Below are 19,698 nucleotides of genomic sequence, written 5' to 3'. Positions count from 1 at the left end.
CTACGTAAACCCATGAAGCTTAAAAGGGAGCTTAAAAGGGTTTTTACTGTCCGCCCGCCGCGATCTTGTCCTTCAGCCATTTCTCGACCGAAGGGAATACAAATTTGGAAACATCACCGCCAAGTATGGCGATCTCCCGAACGATAGTACCGGAAATAAACTGATATTGATCGGACGGCGTGAGAAACAGTGTTTCAACATCAGGCAACAAATAGCGATTCATGCCAGCCATCTGAAACTCATACTCAAAGTCCGACACCGCCCGCAAGCCACGAACGATCACGCGCGCGTCATGCACACGAACGAAATCCTTCAGCAGGCCGGAAAAACTCTCCACCTTGACATTCGGATAATGCCCCAGCACCTCGTTGGCAATCAGCAAACGCTCTTCCAGCGAGAAGAAGGGTTTCTTGTTTTTACTGTCAGCGACGCCGACGACCAATTTATCGAACAAGCCCGACGCCCGACGGACCAAATCCTCATGACCGCGGGTGAGCGGATCGAACGTTCCTGGGTAAACTGCTGTGACCATCGTGGCTCCCTGACCAATGGTGAACAAATTCCGGAACGGGCATTATGCCTCAAAATCAGCCAAGATTTTGCGCTGCAACAGATGATAGAACACCATTCCTGCCTTGTCGGCCCGGATTACTTCCCAGCCTTCAAGCCATGCCTGCGGCTTTTCCGGGTCAAGCGGCATCTCCGCTTCAGCATATACCAAGCCGCCGGGCGCCAGCAGGCGCGCGCACAAGGGCAGCATTTTTGACAACCAGTCGAGGTGGTACGGCGGATCGAGAAAGATGATGTGAAAACGCATGGCGTCATCCCCGCCGCCGGCCGCCAGCCTCGTCGCCACCGATAGCGCATCGCCACGTAGAATGCGCACTTGTTCGGCATTCAGTTTGTCCCGATTCGCCTCCAGTTGGCGGATCGCCCCGGCATTATCCTCCACCAGGACGACTCGCGCCGCGCCCCTGCTTGCCGCTTCAAATCCGAGCGCGCCGGTCCCGGCGAACAGATCGAGGCAATGGACTTCCCGCCAATTACCATCGAGCAAATGATTCAGCCAGTTGAACACCGTTTCCCGTACGCGGTCGGGCGTCGGGCGCAGTCCCTCGGCCTCCAGCACGCGCAGCGGAGTGCGTTTCCATTGACCGCCGATGATCCGGACCTGGCGCGCCGGGCGTCCTTGGCGCATCGACGGCGCGGCCTTTGATTGATGCATCTTTGGCATGAGCTACTTCGCGACGCCGACCACCACGGTCGACATCTTGTCGAGCGCGATCTTGCGCCGGAAAGCCGCCTTGATATCGTCGATCGTGACTTTTCCGACCTTATCGGTCCAGGTATCGAGATAGTCGAGCGGAAGCTTGTAAAAACCGATCGCAGCGATATTGTCGAGAATCTTCTTGTTGTTATCGATGCGCAGTGCGAAGCCGCCGATCAGATTGTCCTTGGCCGCCTGCAATTCCTGCGGCGTCGGACCATCGCGGAGGAAGGCAGCAATCGTATCGCGCACCACCTTGAGCGCCTCGTCGGCCTGTCCCTTTTGCGTTTGCAGGCCCGCCTCGAACGGCCCCGGTTGTGCCAGCGGATTGAAGTAGCTGTACACGCTGTAGGACAAGCCGCGCTTCTCCCGCACTTCACGCGTCAGCCGCGAAACGAAACCGCCGCCACCAAGTGTGTAATTGCCGACCATGAGCGGAAAGTAATCCGCGTCACCGCGCGCAATCGCGGGCATGCCGGTGAAGATGTGCGCTTGCGATGCGGGATGCGGAATCCGCTCTTCCCTGGCGGGCGCGAGTTGCACCGATGGCAAGGCCGGCAGCGGCGCCCCTTGCGGCAGGCGTACCGTCAACTGTTGCGCGAGCTTGTCGGCTTCGGCGCGCGTGACGTCGCCGATCATTGCTATCACGGCTTGGTTGGCGACATAGTGCGCCGCATGGAAGGCCACCAGATCATCGCGAGTGATCGCCTCGACCGACTCGACTGTTTCATGCTCGGCATACGGATGACTGCCATACAGCAGCTTCCAGAATGCCTTGCTGGCGATCGACTCCGGCTTGGTTTCGTCTTCCTTGATCGATGCAATCATGCGCGCCTTGTCGCGTGCCAGAAAGTTTTCCGGAAAACTTGGATGCGCAAGAACGCGTGCCAGCAAGGCGACCGCCGTATCCCGCTCGGCGGCACTCGACAGCGTACGCAGGCTGGCACCGGCGCGGTCCGAGCCAGCGCCTCCTCCGCGCTGGGCCGCGATATCCGCGAAGGCATCCGAGATCTGCGCTTCGGTCATCGCCGGCTCCGCCACTGGCGCGGATGCCTCGTGCAAGCCGCGCGCCAGCATCGCATTGGTCAGTGCCGCCATGCCGGATTTTCCCTGCGGGTCGCGGCGCGAGCCGGCGTCGAATTCAACGCTGATGTCGAGGATTGGAATCGAATGATTTTCGACGAACAGGACCTTGGCCCCATTGGCGAGCGTCCATGACTGGATGTGCAGCGCTGCGTGCGCGGGCGCAACACCGATCAGGGTCAATGCAAAGATAAAAAGTATTCGCTTCATCATGATCGTCTCAATTAGTGCCGCAAACCTTTAGGCGGTGCCGACGTTTTTTTCTCGGACAAGGGCAATGGAACCAAGGTAGCGACAGTCAGTGCATCGTCGCCGAAATATTTCCGCGCCACCGCCTGCACCTGGTCAGCAGTGACTTCCTTCAGCTTCTCGATGATGCGGTCGATCTTGGTGTGCGAGATGCCCGCCATTTCCATCGTGCCGATTTCCATCGCCTGCCCGAAAATCGAATCGCGTTTGTAGATCTGGCCTGCGATCAACTGCGCTTTGACGCGCTTGAGCTCGTCTTCGGAAACGCCTTCCTTCGCGATGCGTTCTACTTCTGCGCGCAACAGTTTTTCGAGCTGTTCGGTGCTCGTACCATTGGCGGGCGTGCCGTCCAGCAGGAACAATACAGGTCCGCGCCCGATGTTCGAATAGCCCGCGCCCACTGAATTGGCGACCTTGTCGGTTCGCACCAGCTTCGCATTCAGGCGCGCGTTGTCGTAGCCATCGAGGATGGCCGACAGAACGTCAAGGGCGTGCGATTCATTGTCCTTTTCAACGTCCTTCAAGCGCGGTACCTTGAACGCCAGTACGACATAGGGATTTTCTGCCGGCGCCTTGACCGTCACCCGCCTGATGCCACGCTGTTCCGGCTCGTCCTGAGGCTTGGTGACAGGCACGTCCTTGCGCGGGATCTTGCCGTAATACTTTTCCGCCAGCGCGTACACGCGTTTGGGATCGACGTCGCCGGCCACCACCAGGACGGCATTGTTTGGCGCATACCAGCGTTCGTACCAGGACTTGGCATCCTTGACGGTCATGCTCTGCAAGTCGCTCATCCAGCCCGCAACCGGATGATGGTACGGATGCGCTTCAAATGCAGTGGCATTCAATGCCTCGTAGACCAAAGGTATCGGCTGATCCTCGGTCCGCCAGCGACGCTCTTCCATCACTACGCGGATTTCCCGCGAGAATTCGTCCTTGTCGAAAACCAGGTTGGCCATGCGGTCGGCTTCGAGCGCCATGACCTTCTCCAGCTTGGACTTCTCGACCTGCTGGAAATAAGCGGTGTAATCCTTGCTGGTGAACGCATTCTCTCGCCCTCCCAAGGCGGCAACGCGCTTGCTGAATTCGCCCGGCCCAAGCGTCCTGGTGCCTTTGAACATCATGTGCTCCAGCGCGTGGGCGACGCCGGTAGTGCCATTCGTCTCGTCCATCGCGCCGGTCTTGTACCAGACCATTTGGACAGCGGTCGGTGCGCGATGATCTTCCTTGACGATAACTTTCATGCCGTTCTTCAACATGAATTCCCTTGCAAGTTCAGCATGTGCGGCAGCGGACAGGAAGCTCATCAGCCATGCCGACAGCAATATAGCGATCCGGAATTTCATAATCTCCGCTCTGATAAAATAGTGGACTTGTTTGGTGCGAAAGCGTTTTCGCATGCACGCCTTGCAAAATGAGGTTCCGATTGTATCTTCTTTCTGCGACGCTCAAGCGTCCCGGACTGCCTTTCTGCTCAGCTCCCCATGTTTAGTTTCTTCAAGAAAAAACCGAAAGACACGCCTGCGGCTCCGCAAGAGGCCGCACCACAGCCGAGCGCACAAGAGGCTCCGGTAGCACCGGGAGTCGAGCCTTCGGCGCCGGCACCTGCGGAACAGAAGCAGTCCTGGCTGAACCTGTTCAAGAAGGAATCGCCGACGATTCCGGTTCCACCCGTATTGCCAGAACCGGTGCCGGCTCCCGCGCCTGAATCCGCGCCGTCGCCGGTGATGGAACCCGAAGGAGAAATCGTTCCTCCGCCTCCGCCGCCGGCGGAACAAAAGCGCTCCTGGATGCAGCGCCTGAAGGCCGGTTTGTCCAAGACGTCGTCGAACCTGACGACGCTGTTCGTCGGCGCGAAGATCGACGACGACCTCTACGAAGAGCTCGAGTCCGCACTGCTGGTGTCGGACGCCGGCGTGGAAGCAACCCAGTTCATCCTCGACACATTGAAAAAGCAGGTCAAGGCCGAGAAGCTGACCGAAGCGGAGCAAGTCAAAGCCGCCCTGCGCACCGTGCTGCTCGAGATACTGAGCCCGCTGCAGAAACCCTTCGTCCTCGGACGCCATCAACCGTTGGTGATGATGATTGCCGGCGTCAATGGTGCCGGTAAAACGACGACCATCGGTAAGCTCGCCAAGCATTTGCAGGCCCACCATCAATCCGTGCTGCTGGCCGCCGGCGATACCTTTCGGGCGGCTGCACGCGAGCAGTTGACAATCTGGGGCGAGCGCAACAATGTCACCGTCATTGCGCAGGAATCCGGCGACCCGGCCGCGGTCGCCTTCGACGCAGTGCAATCGGCCAAGGCGCGCAACCTGAACGTCGTGATGGTCGATACTGCCGGGCGGCTTCCGACGCAGTTGCACTTGATGGAAGAGCTGAAAAAGGTCAAGCGCGTCATAGCCAAGGGCATGGAAGGCGCACCGCATGAAATCCTGCTGGTCATCGACGGCAACACCGGTCAGAATGCGCTCGCTCAGGTGAAAGCCTTCGACGATGCTTTGCAATTGACCGGCATTGTCGTGACAAAACTCGACGGCACGGCAAAGGGCGGCGTACTCGCAGCCATTGCGAAGACACGACCCGTGCCGGTGTACTTCATCGGCGTAGGCGAGAAGATTGAGGACCTGCAGCCGTTCAATGCAGAAGAATTCGTCGATGCCCTCCTGAGCTGACATGATCGAATTCCGTCACGTATCCAAGCAGTACACGCGCAATACTGCCGCGCTGACCGACATTACGCTTTCAATCGACAAGGGCGAACTGGTCTTTCTGTCCGGCCCCTCCGGCGCCGGGAAGTCGACCCTGCTGAAAATGATCGCGGTCATCGAGCGGCCGAGTTCCGGCACCGTATCGGTCAACGGCCAGGACGTTGGCCGCCTCAACGCCTCCGGCCTGCCCTACCTGCGCCGCAACCTCGGCCTGATCTTCCAGCAACAATGTCTGCTGAATGACCGCAGCGTCCTTTCCAACGTGATGCTGCCGCTGATCGTTGCCGGCAGCACGAAAGCAGATGCCGAAAAGCGTGCGCGCGCCGCACTCGACAAAGTCGGTTTGCTCGACAAGGGAGCGTTCGACCCGCTGGCGCTATCCGGCGGCGAGCAGCAGCGGGTTGCGATCGCACGCGCCATCGTCAACCGTCCGCAGATCATCCTGGCCGACGAGCCGACCGCCAATCTCGACCGCGCAAGCGCCAACAAGGTCATGGACGCGCTCAAGGCATTTCATGACGTCGGCGTCACCTGCCTGATCTCGACGCATGACGAAACCATTCTCGGCGACGCGCAACGCATCGTTTATCTTCAGCAAGGACGCCTTGTCAATGCGGAACTTGCTATGAACGAAGGGGCCGCATGATGAACTTGCTGAGATTGCATGCTTTCGCCTTCGCCGATGCACTCAAGCACCTCGCACGGACGCCCGGCAGCTTCGCGCTGAACGTGCTGGTGGTCAGCATCGCGCTGGCGCTTCCATTCGCGGGCTTGACCGTACTCGAAAACGTTCGCCCAGTGTCGGAGCAGCTCGCCGTCGAGCCGGAAATCAGCATCTTCATGGCGATGGAGGCTCCGCGCGAGCGGGTGACCGCACTCGGGCCGCAGATCCGCAATATCGTGCTGGAGTCCGGAAACAAGGCCAGACTCGAATTCATCCCTCGTGAAAAGGCCTTGTCCTTGCTCAAGGACAAAAGCGGCTTATCCGACGCAATCACGGCCTTGGGCGAAAATCCACTGCCGGACGGCTATGTCCTGAAACTCGCCGGGGTTCAGAGTGCCCGCGATGCCGCTCGGGTCGAAGGTCTGGCGGTGCAATTGAAAGCGCTGCCCGGGGTCGAATACGTCCAGATCGATTCGGCTTGGGTAAAGCGACTTGCTGCCCTGATGCAAGTCTTTCGCCTCGCGTTGCTGTTTCTTGCATCGACCCTTGGCGCGGTTGTGGTGGCCGTCGTGTTTAACACCATTCGCCTGCAGGTCCTGACACAGCGCGAGGAAATCGCGGTGTGCCGGTTGTTCGGCGCCACCGACGGCTTTATCTGCCGCCCGTTTTACTATACCGGGGCGCTGCTCGGACTGGTAGCCGGAGGGGGAGCCCTCGGACTGGTTGCGCTGGCACTACCCCCCTTTAACAATGCCCTGGCTGAATTTGCCCGGCTCTACGCGTCCGAATTCCGGCTGTCAGCCTTAAGTCCGTTGACATCCATGGCGCTGTTGACCGCCAGTGCAGGTCTCGGTCTGATCGGGGCCTTGCTTTCGGTCAAAAGACACTTGGCGCGCATGAATTGACGCCGCCGAATAAGTTTCGAACGCTGCTTTGAGCTTTCGCAACTTTTTACGCTTCCATTACTCTAATCTAGGAATTACCAATTAATTTCCATAGATTAATAGATACACCCTATAAGACCAGTTGAAATAGCTGATTAGCACTCGAGGCAATAGAGTGCTAATATATTTCTGTAAGCGGATTTGATTCCATCGGTCTCAGCTAGGAGGCAAGGAGAAAGAATGAAAGTACAGTCTGCATTGGTTCCTGTAGGCAATCAAGCCTTGACGCTCGGGTTTTCGGGCAATCTTGGCAACATCGAGGCGTATATCTCGGCGGTTAATCGCATCCCCATGTTGACGCATGAGGAAGAGAGTTCGCTCGCCCATCGCTTGCGCGACGAGAACGATCTCGGTGCGGCGCAAAAGCTGGTGATGTCGCACCTGCGGCTGGTGGTATCGATTGCGCGCGGTTACCTTGGCTATGGACTGCCGCATGCCGACCTGATCCAGGAAGGCAATATCGGCCTGATGAAAGCCGTCAAGCGCTTCGATCCCGATCAGGGCGTTCGCCTGGTTTCCTATGCGATGCACTGGATCAAGGCCGAAATCCATGAATACATCCTGAAGAACTGGCGTCTGGTCAAGGTTGCTACCACGAAGGCGCAGCGCAAGCTGTTCTTCAATCTGCGCAGCCACAAGGAAAGCCTCGACGCGATGACACCGACGCAGGTCGACGACCTTGCGAAGACGCTTAACGTCAAGCGTGAAGAAGTTATCGAGATGGAAACCCGCATGTCCGGTCACGATATCGCGCTCGATGCACCGAGCGATGACGAAGACGACAAGTTTGCCCCGATTGCGTACCTCTCTTCCGATGCGACCGAACCGACCAAAGCGTTGGAGGCGAAACAGTATGATCGCCTGCAGTCCGAGGGTCTGGAACAGGCGCTCGGAGCGCTTGATCCTCGTTCGCGCCGCATCGTCGAAGCGCGCTGGCTGTCGAACGACGATGGCTCCGGCTCCACGCTGCATGAACTGGCGGACGAATTCGGCGTATCGGCGGAACGTATTCGCCAGATCGAAAGCGCGGCATTGAAGAAGATGAAAGGCGCGCTGGCGGCTTACGCATAGGCCGGTGATTGCCAATAAAAAAGGCGCTCGATATTGAGCGCCTTTTCTTTTTCCGGCATCGAAACAAGTCAGGACAGCAGCAGTTTCAAATCATGCACGATAGGCTCCGGTCCTTGACCGTGCCGGATGAACAAGCGGAGTCGTCCCTGGGGGTCGAATACATAGCTTCCCGCCGTATGGTCCATTGTGTAGCTGCCCGGCTCCTTGCCCGGCACCTTTTGATAAAACACCCTGAATTCCTTCGCGACCTTTTCGGTCGACGCCTTGTCCCCGACCAGCCCGAGGAAGCGCGGATCGAAAGCGGGAACATACTTCGCCAGCAATTCCGGCGTATCACGCTCCGGATCGACAGTGATGAACAACACCTGCACCTTGTCCGCAAGCGGCCCGAGCTGCTGCATGACGTTTGCCATTTCCGACATGGTTGTCGGACAGACGTCCGGGCATTGCGTGTAGCCGAAGAATACGACCACTGCCTTGCCCTTGAAATCGGCAAGGGTCCGCATCTTCCCCGTGTAGTCCGGCAGCGCAAAATCCTTTGCATAGTCGAGCCCGGTCACATCCGTGTTTTTGAACACCGTTTTCGCCGGCGACAGCATCATCGGCGTACCCTCGCCCGGCCTGTCACAAGCGGCGAGCGACAAAACAGCAAGGACAAGGGCGGCGGATGAAACGCGGACTGCGGATAGTAAACGCATGATTCAGAATTGGAGGTAGTGATCGAGAAGCAGTGCGGCAAACAGCAGCGACAGATAGACGATCGAGTAAGCAAAAGTCTTGCGCGCAACGAGATCCGTGTAATGCCGGTAGATCTGCCATGCATGCCAGAGAAAAACCGCACCGAGCAGCGCGGCGCTCGCCAGATAAATCAGGCCGCTCATATGCACCGCATACGGCAGCATTGTGGTGGCAACCAGTGCGATCGTGTAGAGCCAGATATGGAATTGGGTGAACTGCAAGCCGTGGGTCACCGGCAGCATCGGCAGCCCCGATTTCGCGTAGTCATCGCGACGATAGAGCGCAAGTGCCCAGAAATGCGGAGGCGTCCAGACGAAAATGATCAAAACCAGGATCCATGCCTGCATCGGAACGTCATTTGCAACGGCTGCCCAGCCGAGAGCGGGCGGCATCGCGCCGGAAAGCCCGCCGATCACGATATTCTGTGGCGTCGCCGGCTTGAGGAGCATCGTATAGATCACCGCATAACCGACAAAGGTGGCAAAGGTCAGCCACATGGTGAGCGGATTGACGAAGTTGAACAGCACCCACATGCCGATACCGCCGATCACTCCGGAAAATACCAGAGTCTGCGCAGCGCTGATTTCCCCGCGCGCGATCGGGCGGCGCGCAGTGCGCGCCATACGGGAATCGATTTCACGCTCGACCAGGCAATTGACTGCAAATGCCGCACCGGCAAGCAGCCAGATGCCAATGGTGCCTGCGACGACGATCCGCCAGTCGGGAAGATCGGGTGTTGCCAGGAACATGCCGATCACTGCGCAGAATACGGCGAGCTGCGTCACGCGCGGCTTGGTCAACGCCCAGTACTGCGCGATGCGGTTTGGTTGGAAGGTCAGAGTGTTCACAATCGCTCCTCAGGCGGCCGAAAACCGCGTTGCAGCTCGATCTGAAGCGACTTGCGCCGGGATTCGAGCCTGGAAGTTTAACATGGTCAGCATCAGCGCCAGGAACGCGGCGCCACCGTTATGCACGACCGCCAACGCCAGGGGCCAGTTCAGGAAAATCGTCGACATGCCGGTAACGAATTGCACCAGCACCGCAATCAACAGCCAACGTCCGGTCTTCTGCAGTCCATCGACCTTCATGGCTCGTGTCGCCAGCCACGCAAGGTAGGTCACGACAACGAAGGCGAATGCACGATGCGTCCAATGGATCGCCGTCAATGCATGGAAAGGCAGGAATTCACCAGTGCTGGTCTTGCCCAGATCCCGCCACAATGCAAACCCGTTGTTGAAATCCATCTCCGGCAATAGCGCGCCCTGGCACAGAGGGAAGTCGGCGCATGCCAACGCAGCATAATTGGTACTCACCCAACCACCAAGCGCGATCTGCACGACCAGCAGCACCATCGCCAAGGCTGCCGGGATACGCAGGTTCAATGCCGACTCCGAAACCGGGGACCGTTCGTTCTGACGCGTGCCCAGCCATGACAGCAGTGCCAGCAACATCATGCCGAGTAACAGATGCGTGGTCACAATGATCGGCTGCAATTTCATCGTGACGGTCCACGCGCCAAACGCGCCTTGCAGACAAACGAAGGCAAGCAGACCCGTCGGCAGCCAAGGCGAAAATCGCGTGTCCTGCCGTTTTGACTTCAGCCACATGCGCCAGGCAATGACCATGGCCGAAACGATCAGCACGCCGACCCCCATTGCAACATAGCGATGAATCATCTCGATCCATGCCTTCATCGCGGTCACCGGCCCAGTCGGCATGGCCGCTTCGGCCGCACTGATGCTCGCGTGCGCCTGGAATGGATTGGCATGACCATAGCACCCCGGCCAATCGGGACAGCCGAGGCCGGAGTCCGTCAGACGGGTGAAAGCACCGAACATGATGAGATCGAAGGTGAGAAACGCCGTCACCCAGACCAGTTTCCGGTATTTGTTGCTATCGCTGGAAACCCAGACGATAGTCAGTGGCAACAACGCCGCCAGCATACCCATGACCGCAAGTTGTATCAGCATAAGGTCTTATCCTATGCGGGATGCCTTGAGCAGCCTCGCGAGGTCTTTCTTGATCTTGTTGGGATCAGCGTCTCTGGGAAAGCGCATCATCAAATTTCCCAGCGGATCAATCAAGTAGATATGGTCCGCAGACGTTGTGCCAGCCTCGGCCGGCAGCCACGATTTTAACGCTTCCGGCTTGACCCGCAGCATGTGGGTACCGTCGTACTCACGAATGAGCAGTGTTTCGAGCGGTTTTTCGTCGGTGATCAGCCAGACGCGCTCAATGCGATCCATATCCTTGCCCTGTGTCAGGCGCAGTTGACGCATGTCATACAGTTTCTTCTGGCAGGATGCATCGCAGTCCGAATCCGCAACCTGCAGCATCAACCATTTCCCCTTGTAAGCGTCCAGCCCTGCCGGCTTGCCGTCAAGCGTGCTTCCTCCGAGCGCAGGAATCGGATGGGCACGCGGATCGAGCAGCGTTCCATAGTTGGTGCGTCCTTGCGGCTTGATAACGTAATAGGTCAAATAGGATGCAATCAACGGCGCTACACACACTGCAATGATCGCAAGAAGCTTCCAGCGTCCCGTGTTTTGTTGCTTATTCTCTTCCACGTCGAAATCCCGTCACGACAAAAAATATGAGCGCCATAGCCGCCAGTGCATACCACTGAAACGCGTATCCGCGGTGCTTTTCCACGCCAAGCGAAGGCCGCGGCCAGTCGCGAACCAATCCGTCCCCGGTATCGGTCACTTGCTCGATGATAAGTGGCTGCAAAGCCAATCCGGAAGCTTGCGCGTACTCCGGAATACTCACGTTCTGAATGATCGCGTGCGGATGAAGCCGTTCGGGAGTGCCGAGCTGAAGCACATGGCCGGGGTTGCGCACTGCGATGCCCTGCAATTCCACCATTCCGGCGGGCGTGGCTATCGGCGGCAGTTTAGCCCGATCGGACGGATTGCGCTTGACCCAGCCGCGCGCAACCAGGACGTGCATTCCCGAGCCGGCGACTCTCAAGGGCGTCAGGACGTAAAACCCGGCTGCGCCCTCATAAGGCCGGTTGTCCAGGTAGACGGTCCAATCGCGCAGGAACTCCCCTTTTACGACAAGCCTGCGATACTCCAGCTCTTCGGGATTCAATGGCGCCGTACCGATGGAAACCGGCGGTGCCGCGCCACGCTCAAGCAGCCTAGCCTCGATCGCTTCCTTTTCCAGCGCACGCCGGGTCTGCCACTGCCCCAACGCAATACCAAGCGCAGCGGCAAGAACGGCGGCGGCGAATGGAATCCAGCGGAAGCGGAATTTGATTGGCATTACAATATCTCTTTACTCATTCCCGCCAATTGTCACCGGCGATTGCATCCTGTTCCCTGCCCCGTGCTCTCATGAAAATCCTTGTCGCCATTGCCTTCATTCTGATCCTCGCCAGTCTCGGCTCCGCCCTCGTCTTCCTGATGCGGGACAAAGGCAAGAGCAATCGTACGGTGCAGGCGCTTGCGTTTCGCGTTGGCTTCTCTATTGCGCTGTTTGTCCTGATACTTATCGCTTACAGCCAAGGCTGGATCCAGCCGACCGGCATTCGATAACATATCGGTAACACATCAGTAAAAAAAGCCGCACCGAAGTGCGGCTTTTTTATGCCTTCGGTTCCGGCTTACAACCAGTAGACGACAACGTACAGGCCGAGCCACACCACGTCAACGAAGTGCCAATACCAGGCAGCACCTTCGAATGCGAAGTGGTGATCCGGCGTAAAGTGGCCTTTCATCAGGCGAACCAGCACCACTGCCAGCATGATGGCACCCATCGTCACGTGGAAACCGTGAAAACCGGTCAGCATGAAGAACGTGGAGCCGTAAATGCCGGAAGTGAGCTTGAGGTTCAGCTCATGATAGGCATGCACGTATTCATAGGCCTGCAAGCTCATGAACACGGCACCGAGCACGATCGTGGCAAACAACCAGAACGCGGTCTTGCCGCGTTCGCCGGCGCGCAATGCATGATGCGCGATGGTCAGCGTGACACCCGAGGTCAACAGCAATGCGGTATTAATCGTCGGGATCGGGAACGGTCCCATCTTGCTGAACGGTTCGATAGTGCCGCCCGGAGTATTGCCCCATTGCGCAGTGAAATCGGGCCACAGAATCTTGTGATCGATGTCAGCCAGCCACGGCATGGTGATGCTGCGGGCGTAAAACAGTGCACCGAAGAAGCTGGCGAAGAACATCACTTCGGAGAAGATGAACCAGCTCATGCTCCAGCGATAGGAGACGTCGATGCGGTTACTGTACAAGCCTCCTTCGGATTCCTTGATCGCATCACCAAACCAGTTGTACAGCACCACGATCAGGGCCAGGATGCCGGCGATATTTGCATAAGGGCCCCAGCCGTAGCCGTTCACCCATGCCGATGCGCCGAGCATCGTCAATAGCAGTGATGCTCCCGCCAGCACCGGCCATCTGGACGGTCCGGGTACGAAGTAATAAGGCGCATTACCGTGCTGATGAGCATTCATCTCCATCTCCCAATACAAATTTTAAATAGTTACTTTCCGACGACGCTTTTCACGATCAATATCAGCGTCGCGACAAAAATAATTGCGCCAAGCAGCCCGGCAATGATCACATGTACGGGGTTGAGCTGCTGAGCATCCTTCTCATAATCGCTTTTCTTCCTGATACCGAAAAACGACCAGAACACCGCCTTCATCGTCTTGCCGAAAGATGCATTGCGCTGCTTTATCTTTTCTAAGTCATCCATCGAGCTACCCACCGCTTCAGATTGCTTTCTTTCCAGACCCGCCCACTTCAAAGAATGTGTAGGACAAGGTAATCGTCTTGACATCCTTCGGCAGCGCCGGATCGATATAAAACACCACCGGCATCTGCTTTGCCTGATTCGGCGCAAGCGTCTGCTGCTGGAAGCAGAAACATTCCACCTTCTTGAAATGGGCTGCCGCCTGCTGCGGCGCGTAACTCGGAATCGCTTGTGCGTCGATACTGCGCGCCTGCGTATTCACGACTTCGTACACGACCTGCGCCATCTCCCCGGGATGCACCTGCATGCTTGCAATCGTCGGACGGAAGCGCCACGGACCTTGCGCATTTGCATCGAATTCGACAGTAATGGTGCGGGTCTTGTCGATTTGCGTATTTCCCTGCGCCGACGCGTCTTTTTGTGTAACGACGTTGACGCCGGTAATCTCGCAAATCTTCTTGTAAAGCGGAACAAGCGCGTAGCCGAAGCCGAACATCAGGACGGCAATAACCACGAGCTTGCCAAGCATTTGCGAATTCAGCTTCCCGGTCCGGCCCGTGGCCGCTTGTTCTCGCTGTTCCATTTCAGCTCAGCCAGATACGCTTGATGAATACGCCGACAAAAAACATCAGGGCGATCGACGCCAGGATCAACGCGGTCCGGATGTTGTTCGGTTTTCTTGGATCAGACATACAACCTTTAAAGGCGGGCTTACGCCCGCCATTGTTTATTTCACGGTCGGCGGTACTTCGAAGGTGTGGAACGGTGCCGGGCTCGGCACGGTCCACTCCAGCCCTTCTGCGCCATCCCACGGCTTGTCGGCTGCTTTCGGGCCACCCTTGATCGACGGCAGCACTACCGCAAACAGGAAGTACACCTGCATCAGTCCGAAACCGAAGGCGCCGATCGACGCAATCATGTTGAAATCCGTGAACTGCGCCGGATAGTCGGCGTAGCGGCGCGGCATGCCGGCCAGTCCCAGGAAGTGCATCGGGAAGAAGGTGATATTGAAGGTAATGATCGAGCCCCAGAAGTGGAACTTGCCACGGCCTTCGTTGTACATGTGGCCGGTCCATTTCGGGCCCCAGTAGTAGAAGCCGGCAAACAGCGCGAACAGGGAGCCAGCCACCAGCACGTAGTGGAAGTGTGCCACGACGTAATAAGTGTCCTGCATCTGGATATCGATCGGTGCAACCGCCAGGATCAGGCCGGAGAAGCCACCGATCGTGAACACGAAGATGAAGCCGACCGCGAACAGCATCGGAGCCTCAAACGTCATCGCACCTTTCCACATGGTCGCGATCCAGTTGAAGACCTTCACGCCGGTCGGCACGGAAATCAGCATGGTTGCATACATGAAGAACAACTGGCCGGTCACCGGCATGCCGGTGGTAAACATGTGGTGCGCCCAGACGATGAACGACAGGATCGCGATCGATGCAGTGGCATATACCATCGAAGCATAGCCGAACAATTGCTTGCGTGCGAAGGCCGGAATGATCTGCGAAATGATGCCGAACGCCGGCAGAATCATGATGTACACCTCGGGGTGACCGAAGAACCAGAAAATATGCTGGTACATCACCGGATCGCCGCCGCCGGCCGCATTGAAGAACGAGGTGCCGAAATGACGGTCGGTCAAGGTCATCGTGATCGCGCCAGCCAGCACCGGCATCACAGCGATCAACAGGTAGGCGGTAATCAGCCAGGTCCAGCAGAACATCGGCATCTTCATCAGCGTCATGCCGGGCGCGCGCATGTTGAGAATGGTGGTAATGATGTTGATCGACCCCATGATCGACGACGCACCCATGATGTGCACCGCGAAGATCGCCATGTCCATGCCGACGCCCATTTGCGTCGACAGCGGCGCATACAGGGTCCAGCCTGCGGCCGTGGCACCGCCCGGTACCAGGAAGGAGGTCACCAGAAGAATGGCGGCAGGCGGCAGCAACCAGAACGAGAAGTTGTTCATGCGTGCAAACGCCATGTCGGATGCGCCGATCTGCAGCGGGATCATCCAGTTTGCGAAGCCGACGAAGGCCGGCATGATGGCGCCGAACACCATGATCAGGCCGTGCATGGTGGTGAGCTGGTTGAAGAATTCCGGCTTCACCAATTGCAGGCCGGGCTGGAACAGCTCGGCACGGATCATCAATGCCAGTACGCCGCCGGACAGCAGCATGATGAAAGAGAACCACAGGTAAAGCGTACCGATGTCCTTGTGGTTGGTTGCGAACAACCAGCGCTGCCAGCCGTGCGGATGGTCGTGCGCGTGGTCGTGAGAGTGATCGTGTGCGTGATCAACTACAGTGGTGCTCATGTCAATCTCCTAATTCAATTACTTGCGCGCAGCCAGCACTTCAGCCGGTTGAACAATGTTTTCCTGAGCCTTGTTGGACCAATTATTGCGCGTGAAGGTGATGACGGCGGCAATGTCGGTATCCGACAGCACACCCTTCCACGGCGGCATTGCGCCCTTGCCATTCATGACGCGATCGATTTGCACAGCCTTCGGGCCAGTCACGACGGCCGAGCCGTCCAGCGCAGGGAAGGAGCCGGGAACGCCCTTGCCAGTCGGCTGGTGGCAAGCGACACAGTTGGCGGCATATACTTTCTCGCCCCGCTCCTTGAGCTCGGCAACGGTCCAGGTCTTGTTCGGATCGTCGGCCTTGGCCGCCATTTCCTTTTTCTTGCCATCGACCCACTTCTTGTAGTCGTCGTCGCTGAGAACATTGACCACGATCGGCATGAAGGCGTGTTCCTTGCCGCACAACTCGGCGCATTGACCGCGATAGACGCCGGTCTTTTCGGCGCGGAACCAGGTATCGCGCACGAAGCCGGGAATCGCATCCTGCTTGACGCCGAATGCAGGGATCATCCATGCGTGGATCACATCATTGGCGGTCAGCACCAACCGGACTTTCTTGTTCACCGGCACAACGACAGGATTGTCGACTTCGATCAGATAGTTGTCGTTCTTTACCTTGGTCGGATCGACCACTTGTTCGCGCGGCGTGGAAAGTGCAGACAGGAAGGAAATGCCTTCGCCCTCACCCTTCAGGTAGTCATAACCCCATTTCCATTGCATGCCGGTCACTTTGATCGTGAGGTCAGCGTTGGAAGTGTCTTTCATCGCAACGACGGTCTTGGTCGCGGGCAAGGCCATGCCGATGACGATCAGGAACGGGACGACAGTCCATGCAATTTCGACGGCGGTGCTTTCGTGGAAGGTCGCAGGCTGGTGTCCGACCGAGCGGCGGTGCTTGATGATGGAGTAGAACATCACGCCGAACACTGCGATAAAGATCACCAGGCAGATGATCAGCATCAGGTTGTGCAGGGAGTAGATTTCCTCGGCAATCCTGGTCACCGGCGGCTGAAAGGTCATTCCGCGGACAGCAGGGCCGCCGGGACTGTCTACCACCGCCCATGACGGCATGCCGGCCGCCAGAAGCGATACACCGAGCATCAAGGATTGAAGGCGCTGCGCAAGTTTCATGGTTTCCTCAAAAGCCTAAAATTGGAATTCTGTTCAATTCATCGACGCCCGCGCTCCGCACCTCCCGCGCAAGTTTGCGTCTTTTTCATTCTGGTCGGACTCGAGGGTGATCAACTCAAGAGCCGCTGCACGCGATCCGCCTCCTGCCTGGTAAGGAACGGGGGCGAGCCGCCTGACTTTTCTTGCGTGCATCGACATACCGTTGACCGTTGCTGCACGATGCCCGCGGCGAAATCCAGGCACACCAATGTTTCCCCTCTTGAAACCGGGTATGAAATCAGTGACCGGCAAGGAGATCGTGCGTTACAGCAATACCTGTCAACGGTTTCCAGTGCGCGACTATGAACAATGACGCCGTACAAATCTTTTCCGCTTGACGAAAATCAGTACCTATTCGTCATGCAGTAAAGAGTAGCGCCTGTTGCAAGCTGGGGAAGTATATGCCGGAACAGGCATGCATATCAAGCACAGAACTTTCCAGGCAACAATGATCTAGATCATTTTTTTCGAAAATCGAAGCGAATAATTGCTTCCCCGCTTGCAGTTTTTGTCGGAGCGGGCCGAAATGCGTGGCCGTAAATGATTTCGAAGGTAAGGGGAAGCTTGTTGTCGGCGCGCCGGTTTTTCTCCAGCGCTGCTGCGACCGCCGACCATGCCTGGCGCCCCAAGAGGCCGCGTTTTCGGGTGACGAGAGGATTGCCGCCCCAGGCGCGCACATCAGATATGAGCCTGTCGATGGAATCGTAGGTGACGGTAACGGTTTCCATGTCCATCACCGGCGTTGAAAATCCGACATCGACCAGCATGTCGCCGAAGTCATGCATGTCCACGAAGGTGAGTGCATGTCCATCCTGGTCGACCGATGCAAAAGCGGTTCGCAGCTCCTTGAAGGTGTCCGGACCAAAGCAGGAAAACATCAGTAGTCCGTCGACACGCAATACCCGCCGCCATTCGGCAAAGACGCGATCCGGCTGCGGATGCCAGTGCAGCGCGAGATTGGACCAGAGCAGGTCGATCGAGCTGTTTTGAAAAGGCAATTGCGCAAAATCGCCGCAGATCAAACCGCCCGACGCGTCCAGACCGGCACCGATCTTGCCCGGAAGCCATTTGCTTAACAAACGGTTCATGGATGACTTGGCGGCGCGCTGACGGTCGCGCGCGAGCCGCAACAGCGACTGCGAGGCGTCGATCCCCAGGACCTGGGCTTCGGCATACTGTTCCTGAAGCAACGGCAGGTCACTCCCGTCGCCGCACCCGAGATCGGCGGCACGCTCGGGCTTGATTTTGATGAGCGTCAGCCGTTCATGCATGCGCCGGGCTATTTCGCGACGCAGGAATTCGGACTCGGCAATGCGGGCGGGCGCGGCGAACAATTTGCGCACGCGTTGAATATCGATCGGACTGCTTGAACTGCTGTCCTTGGAATCGGAAATGGAAGACACGAGAAAATCCAGCCATGTCAATGAGATAATGGATGCAGTGTACACGCTTGAAGAGTTGCCTGCTCCATGTTCCAAACATTGCTCAGCCGGACGCGACAGTGGTGGGCGCGCTTGCCTGCCGCCCTGCCATGCTCCTGCACATTATGCGGAAGCGACAGTCCTGCGGCGCTATGCGACGCATGCCGCGCCCGGTTCTTCGGCCAGCGCAGGCATCGCTGCACACGTTGCGCGATGCCGCTGGAAGACAAGGCATCCAAGGAGTGCGGCGACTGCCTGAAGCATGCGCCGGCATTCGATGCGACAATCGTCGCCTCCGATTACGCGCCGCCGGCGGACCAGCTTGTGCTGGCGTTGAAGTTCGGGAATCGACTGGAGCTTGCCGGCTTGTTTGCCGGAATGCTGCATGATGCGCTGATGAACACCCCTTCCCTTGAGCTGCCGCAGCGCCTGATCGCGACGCCGCTCGGGCCGCAGCGGCTGATGGAACGGGGCTTTAATCAGGCCCTGGAGATTGCCAAACCCTTGTCGCGCAGGGTCGGCCTTGCACTGGATACAAAACTTGTGCTGCGCCAGCGCGAAACGCAGGCGCAAGCCTTGCTGCATCCGGACGCACGCCGAAAAAACATCCGGGGCGCCTTCGGCATTCGGCCTGAGGCGATCGATCGCTTGCGCGGGCTGCATGTCGGCATTGTCGATGACGTCATCACCACCGGCGAGACGCTGAACGAACTGGCGACGACATTGAAGCGTTTTGGCGCGGCGCGGGTGACGAATCTCGTGTTCGCCCGCACCGTGCAGAAATAACAAGGAGAAGCTCTTGTTTCATGTAGTACTGGTTGAGCCTGAAATTCCGCCGAACACGGGTAATGTGATTCGACTGTGCGCCAACACCGGCGCGCAACTGCACCTGATCGAACCGCTCGGCTTTCCACTGGATGACGCGAAGATGCGACGCGCGGGACTGGATTACCATGAATATGCGAAGATGAAAGTCCATCACGACTGGGATGCATACATGGCCAGTGAAGCACCCGATCCGCAGCGCATGTTCGCGTTGACCACGCACGGGTCAACGCCATTTGCATCGGTCGCGTTTCATCCGGGCGACGTGTTTGTGTTCGGCTCGGAGACCAGGGGCCTGGCGCCGGCGCTGCGCGAGTCGTTTCCGGCTTCCCAGAGAATCCGGCTGCCGATGCTGCCGAATAATCGCAGTCTGAATCTGTCGAATACCGTGGCCGTTGTCGTTTATGAAGCATGGCGGCAGAACGGGTTTGCCGGCGGAAGTTAATCGTCTCAACAACTTGTCAAGGGAACACC

The 19,698-nt window shown here is 57.8% G+C and carries 23 protein-coding genes; 7 read left to right on the top strand and 16 right to left on the bottom strand.

Annotation, left to right across the window (positions count from 1 at the left end):
* Positions 1–43 precede the first annotated feature (43 nt).
* Genes coaD through VJ651_RS12245 form a run of 4 tightly spaced genes read right to left on the bottom strand, consistent with a single transcriptional unit; the run spans position 44 to position 3,945 of the window.
* Positions 44–532: a pantetheine-phosphate adenylyltransferase gene (gene coaD / locus VJ651_RS12260; protein WP_324107728.1), complete on the bottom strand. Its 489-nt coding sequence runs from the start codon at positions 530–532 to the stop codon at positions 44–46.
* Positions 533–574: 42 nt separating this feature from the next.
* Positions 575–1,234, bottom strand: coding sequence for a 16S rRNA (guanine(966)-N(2))-methyltransferase RsmD (rsmD, locus tag VJ651_RS12255; protein WP_324107727.1), 660 nt, complete (start codon positions 1,232–1,234; stop codon positions 575–577).
* Positions 1,235–1,237: 3 nt separating this feature from the next.
* Positions 1,238–2,560 (bottom strand): pitrilysin family protein, encoded by a 1,323-nt coding sequence (locus tag VJ651_RS12250; protein ID WP_324107742.1) that lies wholly within the window; start codon positions 2,558–2,560, stop codon positions 1,238–1,240.
* A 14-nt stretch (positions 2,561–2,574) separates the two neighbouring features.
* Entirely contained in the window at positions 2,575–3,945 is a 1,371-nt protein-coding gene (locus tag VJ651_RS12245) for a pitrilysin family protein (protein ID WP_324107726.1), read from the bottom strand.
* 138 nt (positions 3,946–4,083) lie between these two features.
* Between VJ651_RS12245 and ftsY the strand changes: the two genes are divergently transcribed.
* The 4 genes from ftsY (at position 4,084) to rpoH (ending at position 7,989) form a co-directional block, all read left to right on the top strand.
* The gene (gene ftsY / locus VJ651_RS12240) at positions 4,084–5,274 is read left to right on the top strand and encodes a signal recognition particle-docking protein FtsY (RefSeq protein WP_324107725.1); all 1,191 of its coding nucleotides are present in this window, start codon (positions 4,084–4,086) and stop codon (positions 5,272–5,274) included.
* Between the two features lies 1 nt (position 5,275).
* Positions 5,276–5,956, top strand: coding sequence for a cell division ATP-binding protein FtsE (locus VJ651_RS12235; protein ID WP_324107724.1), 681 nt, complete (start codon positions 5,276–5,278; stop codon positions 5,954–5,956).
* Positions 5,956–6,879 carry a cell division protein FtsX gene (locus VJ651_RS12230; RefSeq protein WP_324107741.1) on the top strand — a complete coding sequence of 308 codons (924 nt, stop codon included), beginning with the start codon at positions 5,956–5,958 and terminating at the stop codon, positions 6,877–6,879. The genes VJ651_RS12235 and VJ651_RS12230 overlap by 1 nt, the downstream gene beginning before the upstream one ends.
* A 219-nt stretch (positions 6,880–7,098) precedes the next feature.
* Positions 7,099–7,989, top strand: coding sequence for an RNA polymerase sigma factor RpoH (gene rpoH, locus VJ651_RS12225; RefSeq protein ID WP_324107723.1), 891 nt, complete (start codon positions 7,099–7,101; stop codon positions 7,987–7,989).
* 68 nt (positions 7,990–8,057) lie between these two features.
* Here the strand turns inward: rpoH and VJ651_RS12220 are convergent, their stop codons facing one another.
* Genes VJ651_RS12220 through VJ651_RS12200 form a run of 5 tightly spaced genes read right to left on the bottom strand, consistent with a single transcriptional unit; the run spans position 8,058 to position 11,994 of the window.
* The gene (locus VJ651_RS12220) at positions 8,058–8,687 is read right to left on the bottom strand and encodes an SCO family protein (protein ID WP_414691340.1); all 630 of its coding nucleotides are present in this window, start codon (positions 8,685–8,687) and stop codon (positions 8,058–8,060) included.
* Positions 8,688–8,690: 3 nt separating this feature from the next.
* A complete protein-coding gene (gene cyoE / locus VJ651_RS12215; RefSeq protein WP_324107722.1) occupies positions 8,691–9,575 on the bottom strand; it encodes a heme o synthase in 885 nt (294 codons plus the stop codon).
* Positions 9,576–9,584: 9 nt separating this feature from the next.
* Entirely contained in the window at positions 9,585–10,697 is a 1,113-nt protein-coding gene (locus VJ651_RS12210) for a COX15/CtaA family protein (RefSeq protein ID WP_324107721.1), read from the bottom strand.
* Between the two features lie 6 nt (positions 10,698–10,703).
* Entirely contained in the window at positions 10,704–11,294 is a 591-nt protein-coding gene (locus VJ651_RS12205; protein ID WP_324107720.1) for a cytochrome C oxidase subunit I, read from the bottom strand.
* Positions 11,281–11,994, bottom strand: coding sequence for an SURF1 family protein (locus VJ651_RS12200; protein WP_324107719.1), 714 nt, complete (start codon positions 11,992–11,994; stop codon positions 11,281–11,283). The genes VJ651_RS12205 and VJ651_RS12200 overlap by 14 nt, the downstream gene beginning before the upstream one ends.
* A 71-nt stretch (positions 11,995–12,065) precedes the next feature.
* Between VJ651_RS12200 and VJ651_RS12195 the strand changes: the two genes are divergently transcribed.
* The gene (locus tag VJ651_RS12195) at positions 12,066–12,266 is read left to right on the top strand and encodes a twin transmembrane helix small protein (protein WP_136413323.1); all 201 of its coding nucleotides are present in this window, start codon (positions 12,066–12,068) and stop codon (positions 12,264–12,266) included.
* Between the two features lie 68 nt (positions 12,267–12,334).
* On the opposite strand, the gene VJ651_RS12190 is transcribed toward VJ651_RS12195, so the two are convergent.
* From VJ651_RS12190 to VJ651_RS12160, 7 genes are all read right to left on the bottom strand, one after another.
* On the bottom strand, positions 12,335–13,201 hold the full coding sequence (locus VJ651_RS12190) for a cytochrome c oxidase subunit 3 (RefSeq protein ID WP_324107718.1): 867 nt from the start codon (positions 13,199–13,201) through the stop codon (positions 12,335–12,337).
* 23 nt (positions 13,202–13,224) lie between these two features.
* Positions 13,225–13,440, bottom strand: coding sequence for a DUF2970 domain-containing protein (locus VJ651_RS12185; protein WP_324107717.1), 216 nt, complete (start codon positions 13,438–13,440; stop codon positions 13,225–13,227).
* A 16-nt stretch (positions 13,441–13,456) separates the two neighbouring features.
* On the bottom strand, positions 13,457–14,020 hold the full coding sequence (locus VJ651_RS12180) for a cytochrome c oxidase assembly protein (protein WP_324107716.1): 564 nt from the start codon (positions 14,018–14,020) through the stop codon (positions 13,457–13,459).
* A 1-nt stretch (position 14,021) separates the two neighbouring features.
* Positions 14,022–14,129: a cytochrome oxidase small assembly protein gene (locus tag VJ651_RS12175; RefSeq protein WP_324107715.1), complete on the bottom strand. Its 108-nt coding sequence runs from the start codon at positions 14,127–14,129 to the stop codon at positions 14,022–14,024.
* Between the two features lie 35 nt (positions 14,130–14,164).
* Entirely contained in the window at positions 14,165–15,760 is a 1,596-nt protein-coding gene (gene ctaD / locus VJ651_RS12170; RefSeq protein ID WP_324107714.1) for a cytochrome c oxidase subunit I, read from the bottom strand.
* 18 nt (positions 15,761–15,778) lie between these two features.
* Positions 15,779–16,939, bottom strand: a complete 1,161-nt coding sequence (gene coxB, locus VJ651_RS12165; protein WP_324107713.1) for a cytochrome c oxidase subunit II — start codon at positions 16,937–16,939, stop codon at positions 15,779–15,781.
* Positions 16,940–17,436: 497 nt separating this feature from the next.
* Positions 17,437–18,381: a methyltransferase domain-containing protein gene (locus tag VJ651_RS12160; RefSeq protein WP_324107712.1), complete on the bottom strand. Its 945-nt coding sequence runs from the start codon at positions 18,379–18,381 to the stop codon at positions 17,437–17,439.
* A gap of 66 nt (positions 18,382–18,447) precedes the next feature.
* Here VJ651_RS12160 and VJ651_RS12155 point away from each other — a divergent pair, with 66 nt between their 5' ends.
* Both VJ651_RS12155 and trmL read left to right on the top strand, forming a co-directional pair.
* Positions 18,448–19,185, top strand: a complete 738-nt coding sequence (locus tag VJ651_RS12155) for a ComF family protein (RefSeq protein WP_324107711.1) — start codon at positions 18,448–18,450, stop codon at positions 19,183–19,185.
* A gap of 13 nt (positions 19,186–19,198) precedes the next feature.
* The gene (trmL, locus tag VJ651_RS12150) at positions 19,199–19,669 is read left to right on the top strand and encodes a tRNA (uridine(34)/cytosine(34)/5-carboxymethylaminomethyluridine(34)-2'-O)-methyltransferase TrmL (RefSeq protein ID WP_324107710.1); all 471 of its coding nucleotides are present in this window, start codon (positions 19,199–19,201) and stop codon (positions 19,667–19,669) included.
* Positions 19,670–19,698 lie beyond the last annotated feature (29 nt).

It is taken from the genome of Noviherbaspirillum sp., from assembly GCF_035254865.1.
GTDB lineage: Bacteria > Pseudomonadota > Gammaproteobacteria > Burkholderiales > Burkholderiaceae_D > Noviherbaspirillum.
Note: the sequence above shows the minus strand (reverse complement) of the source record. Positions and strands in the feature narration are given on the sequence as shown.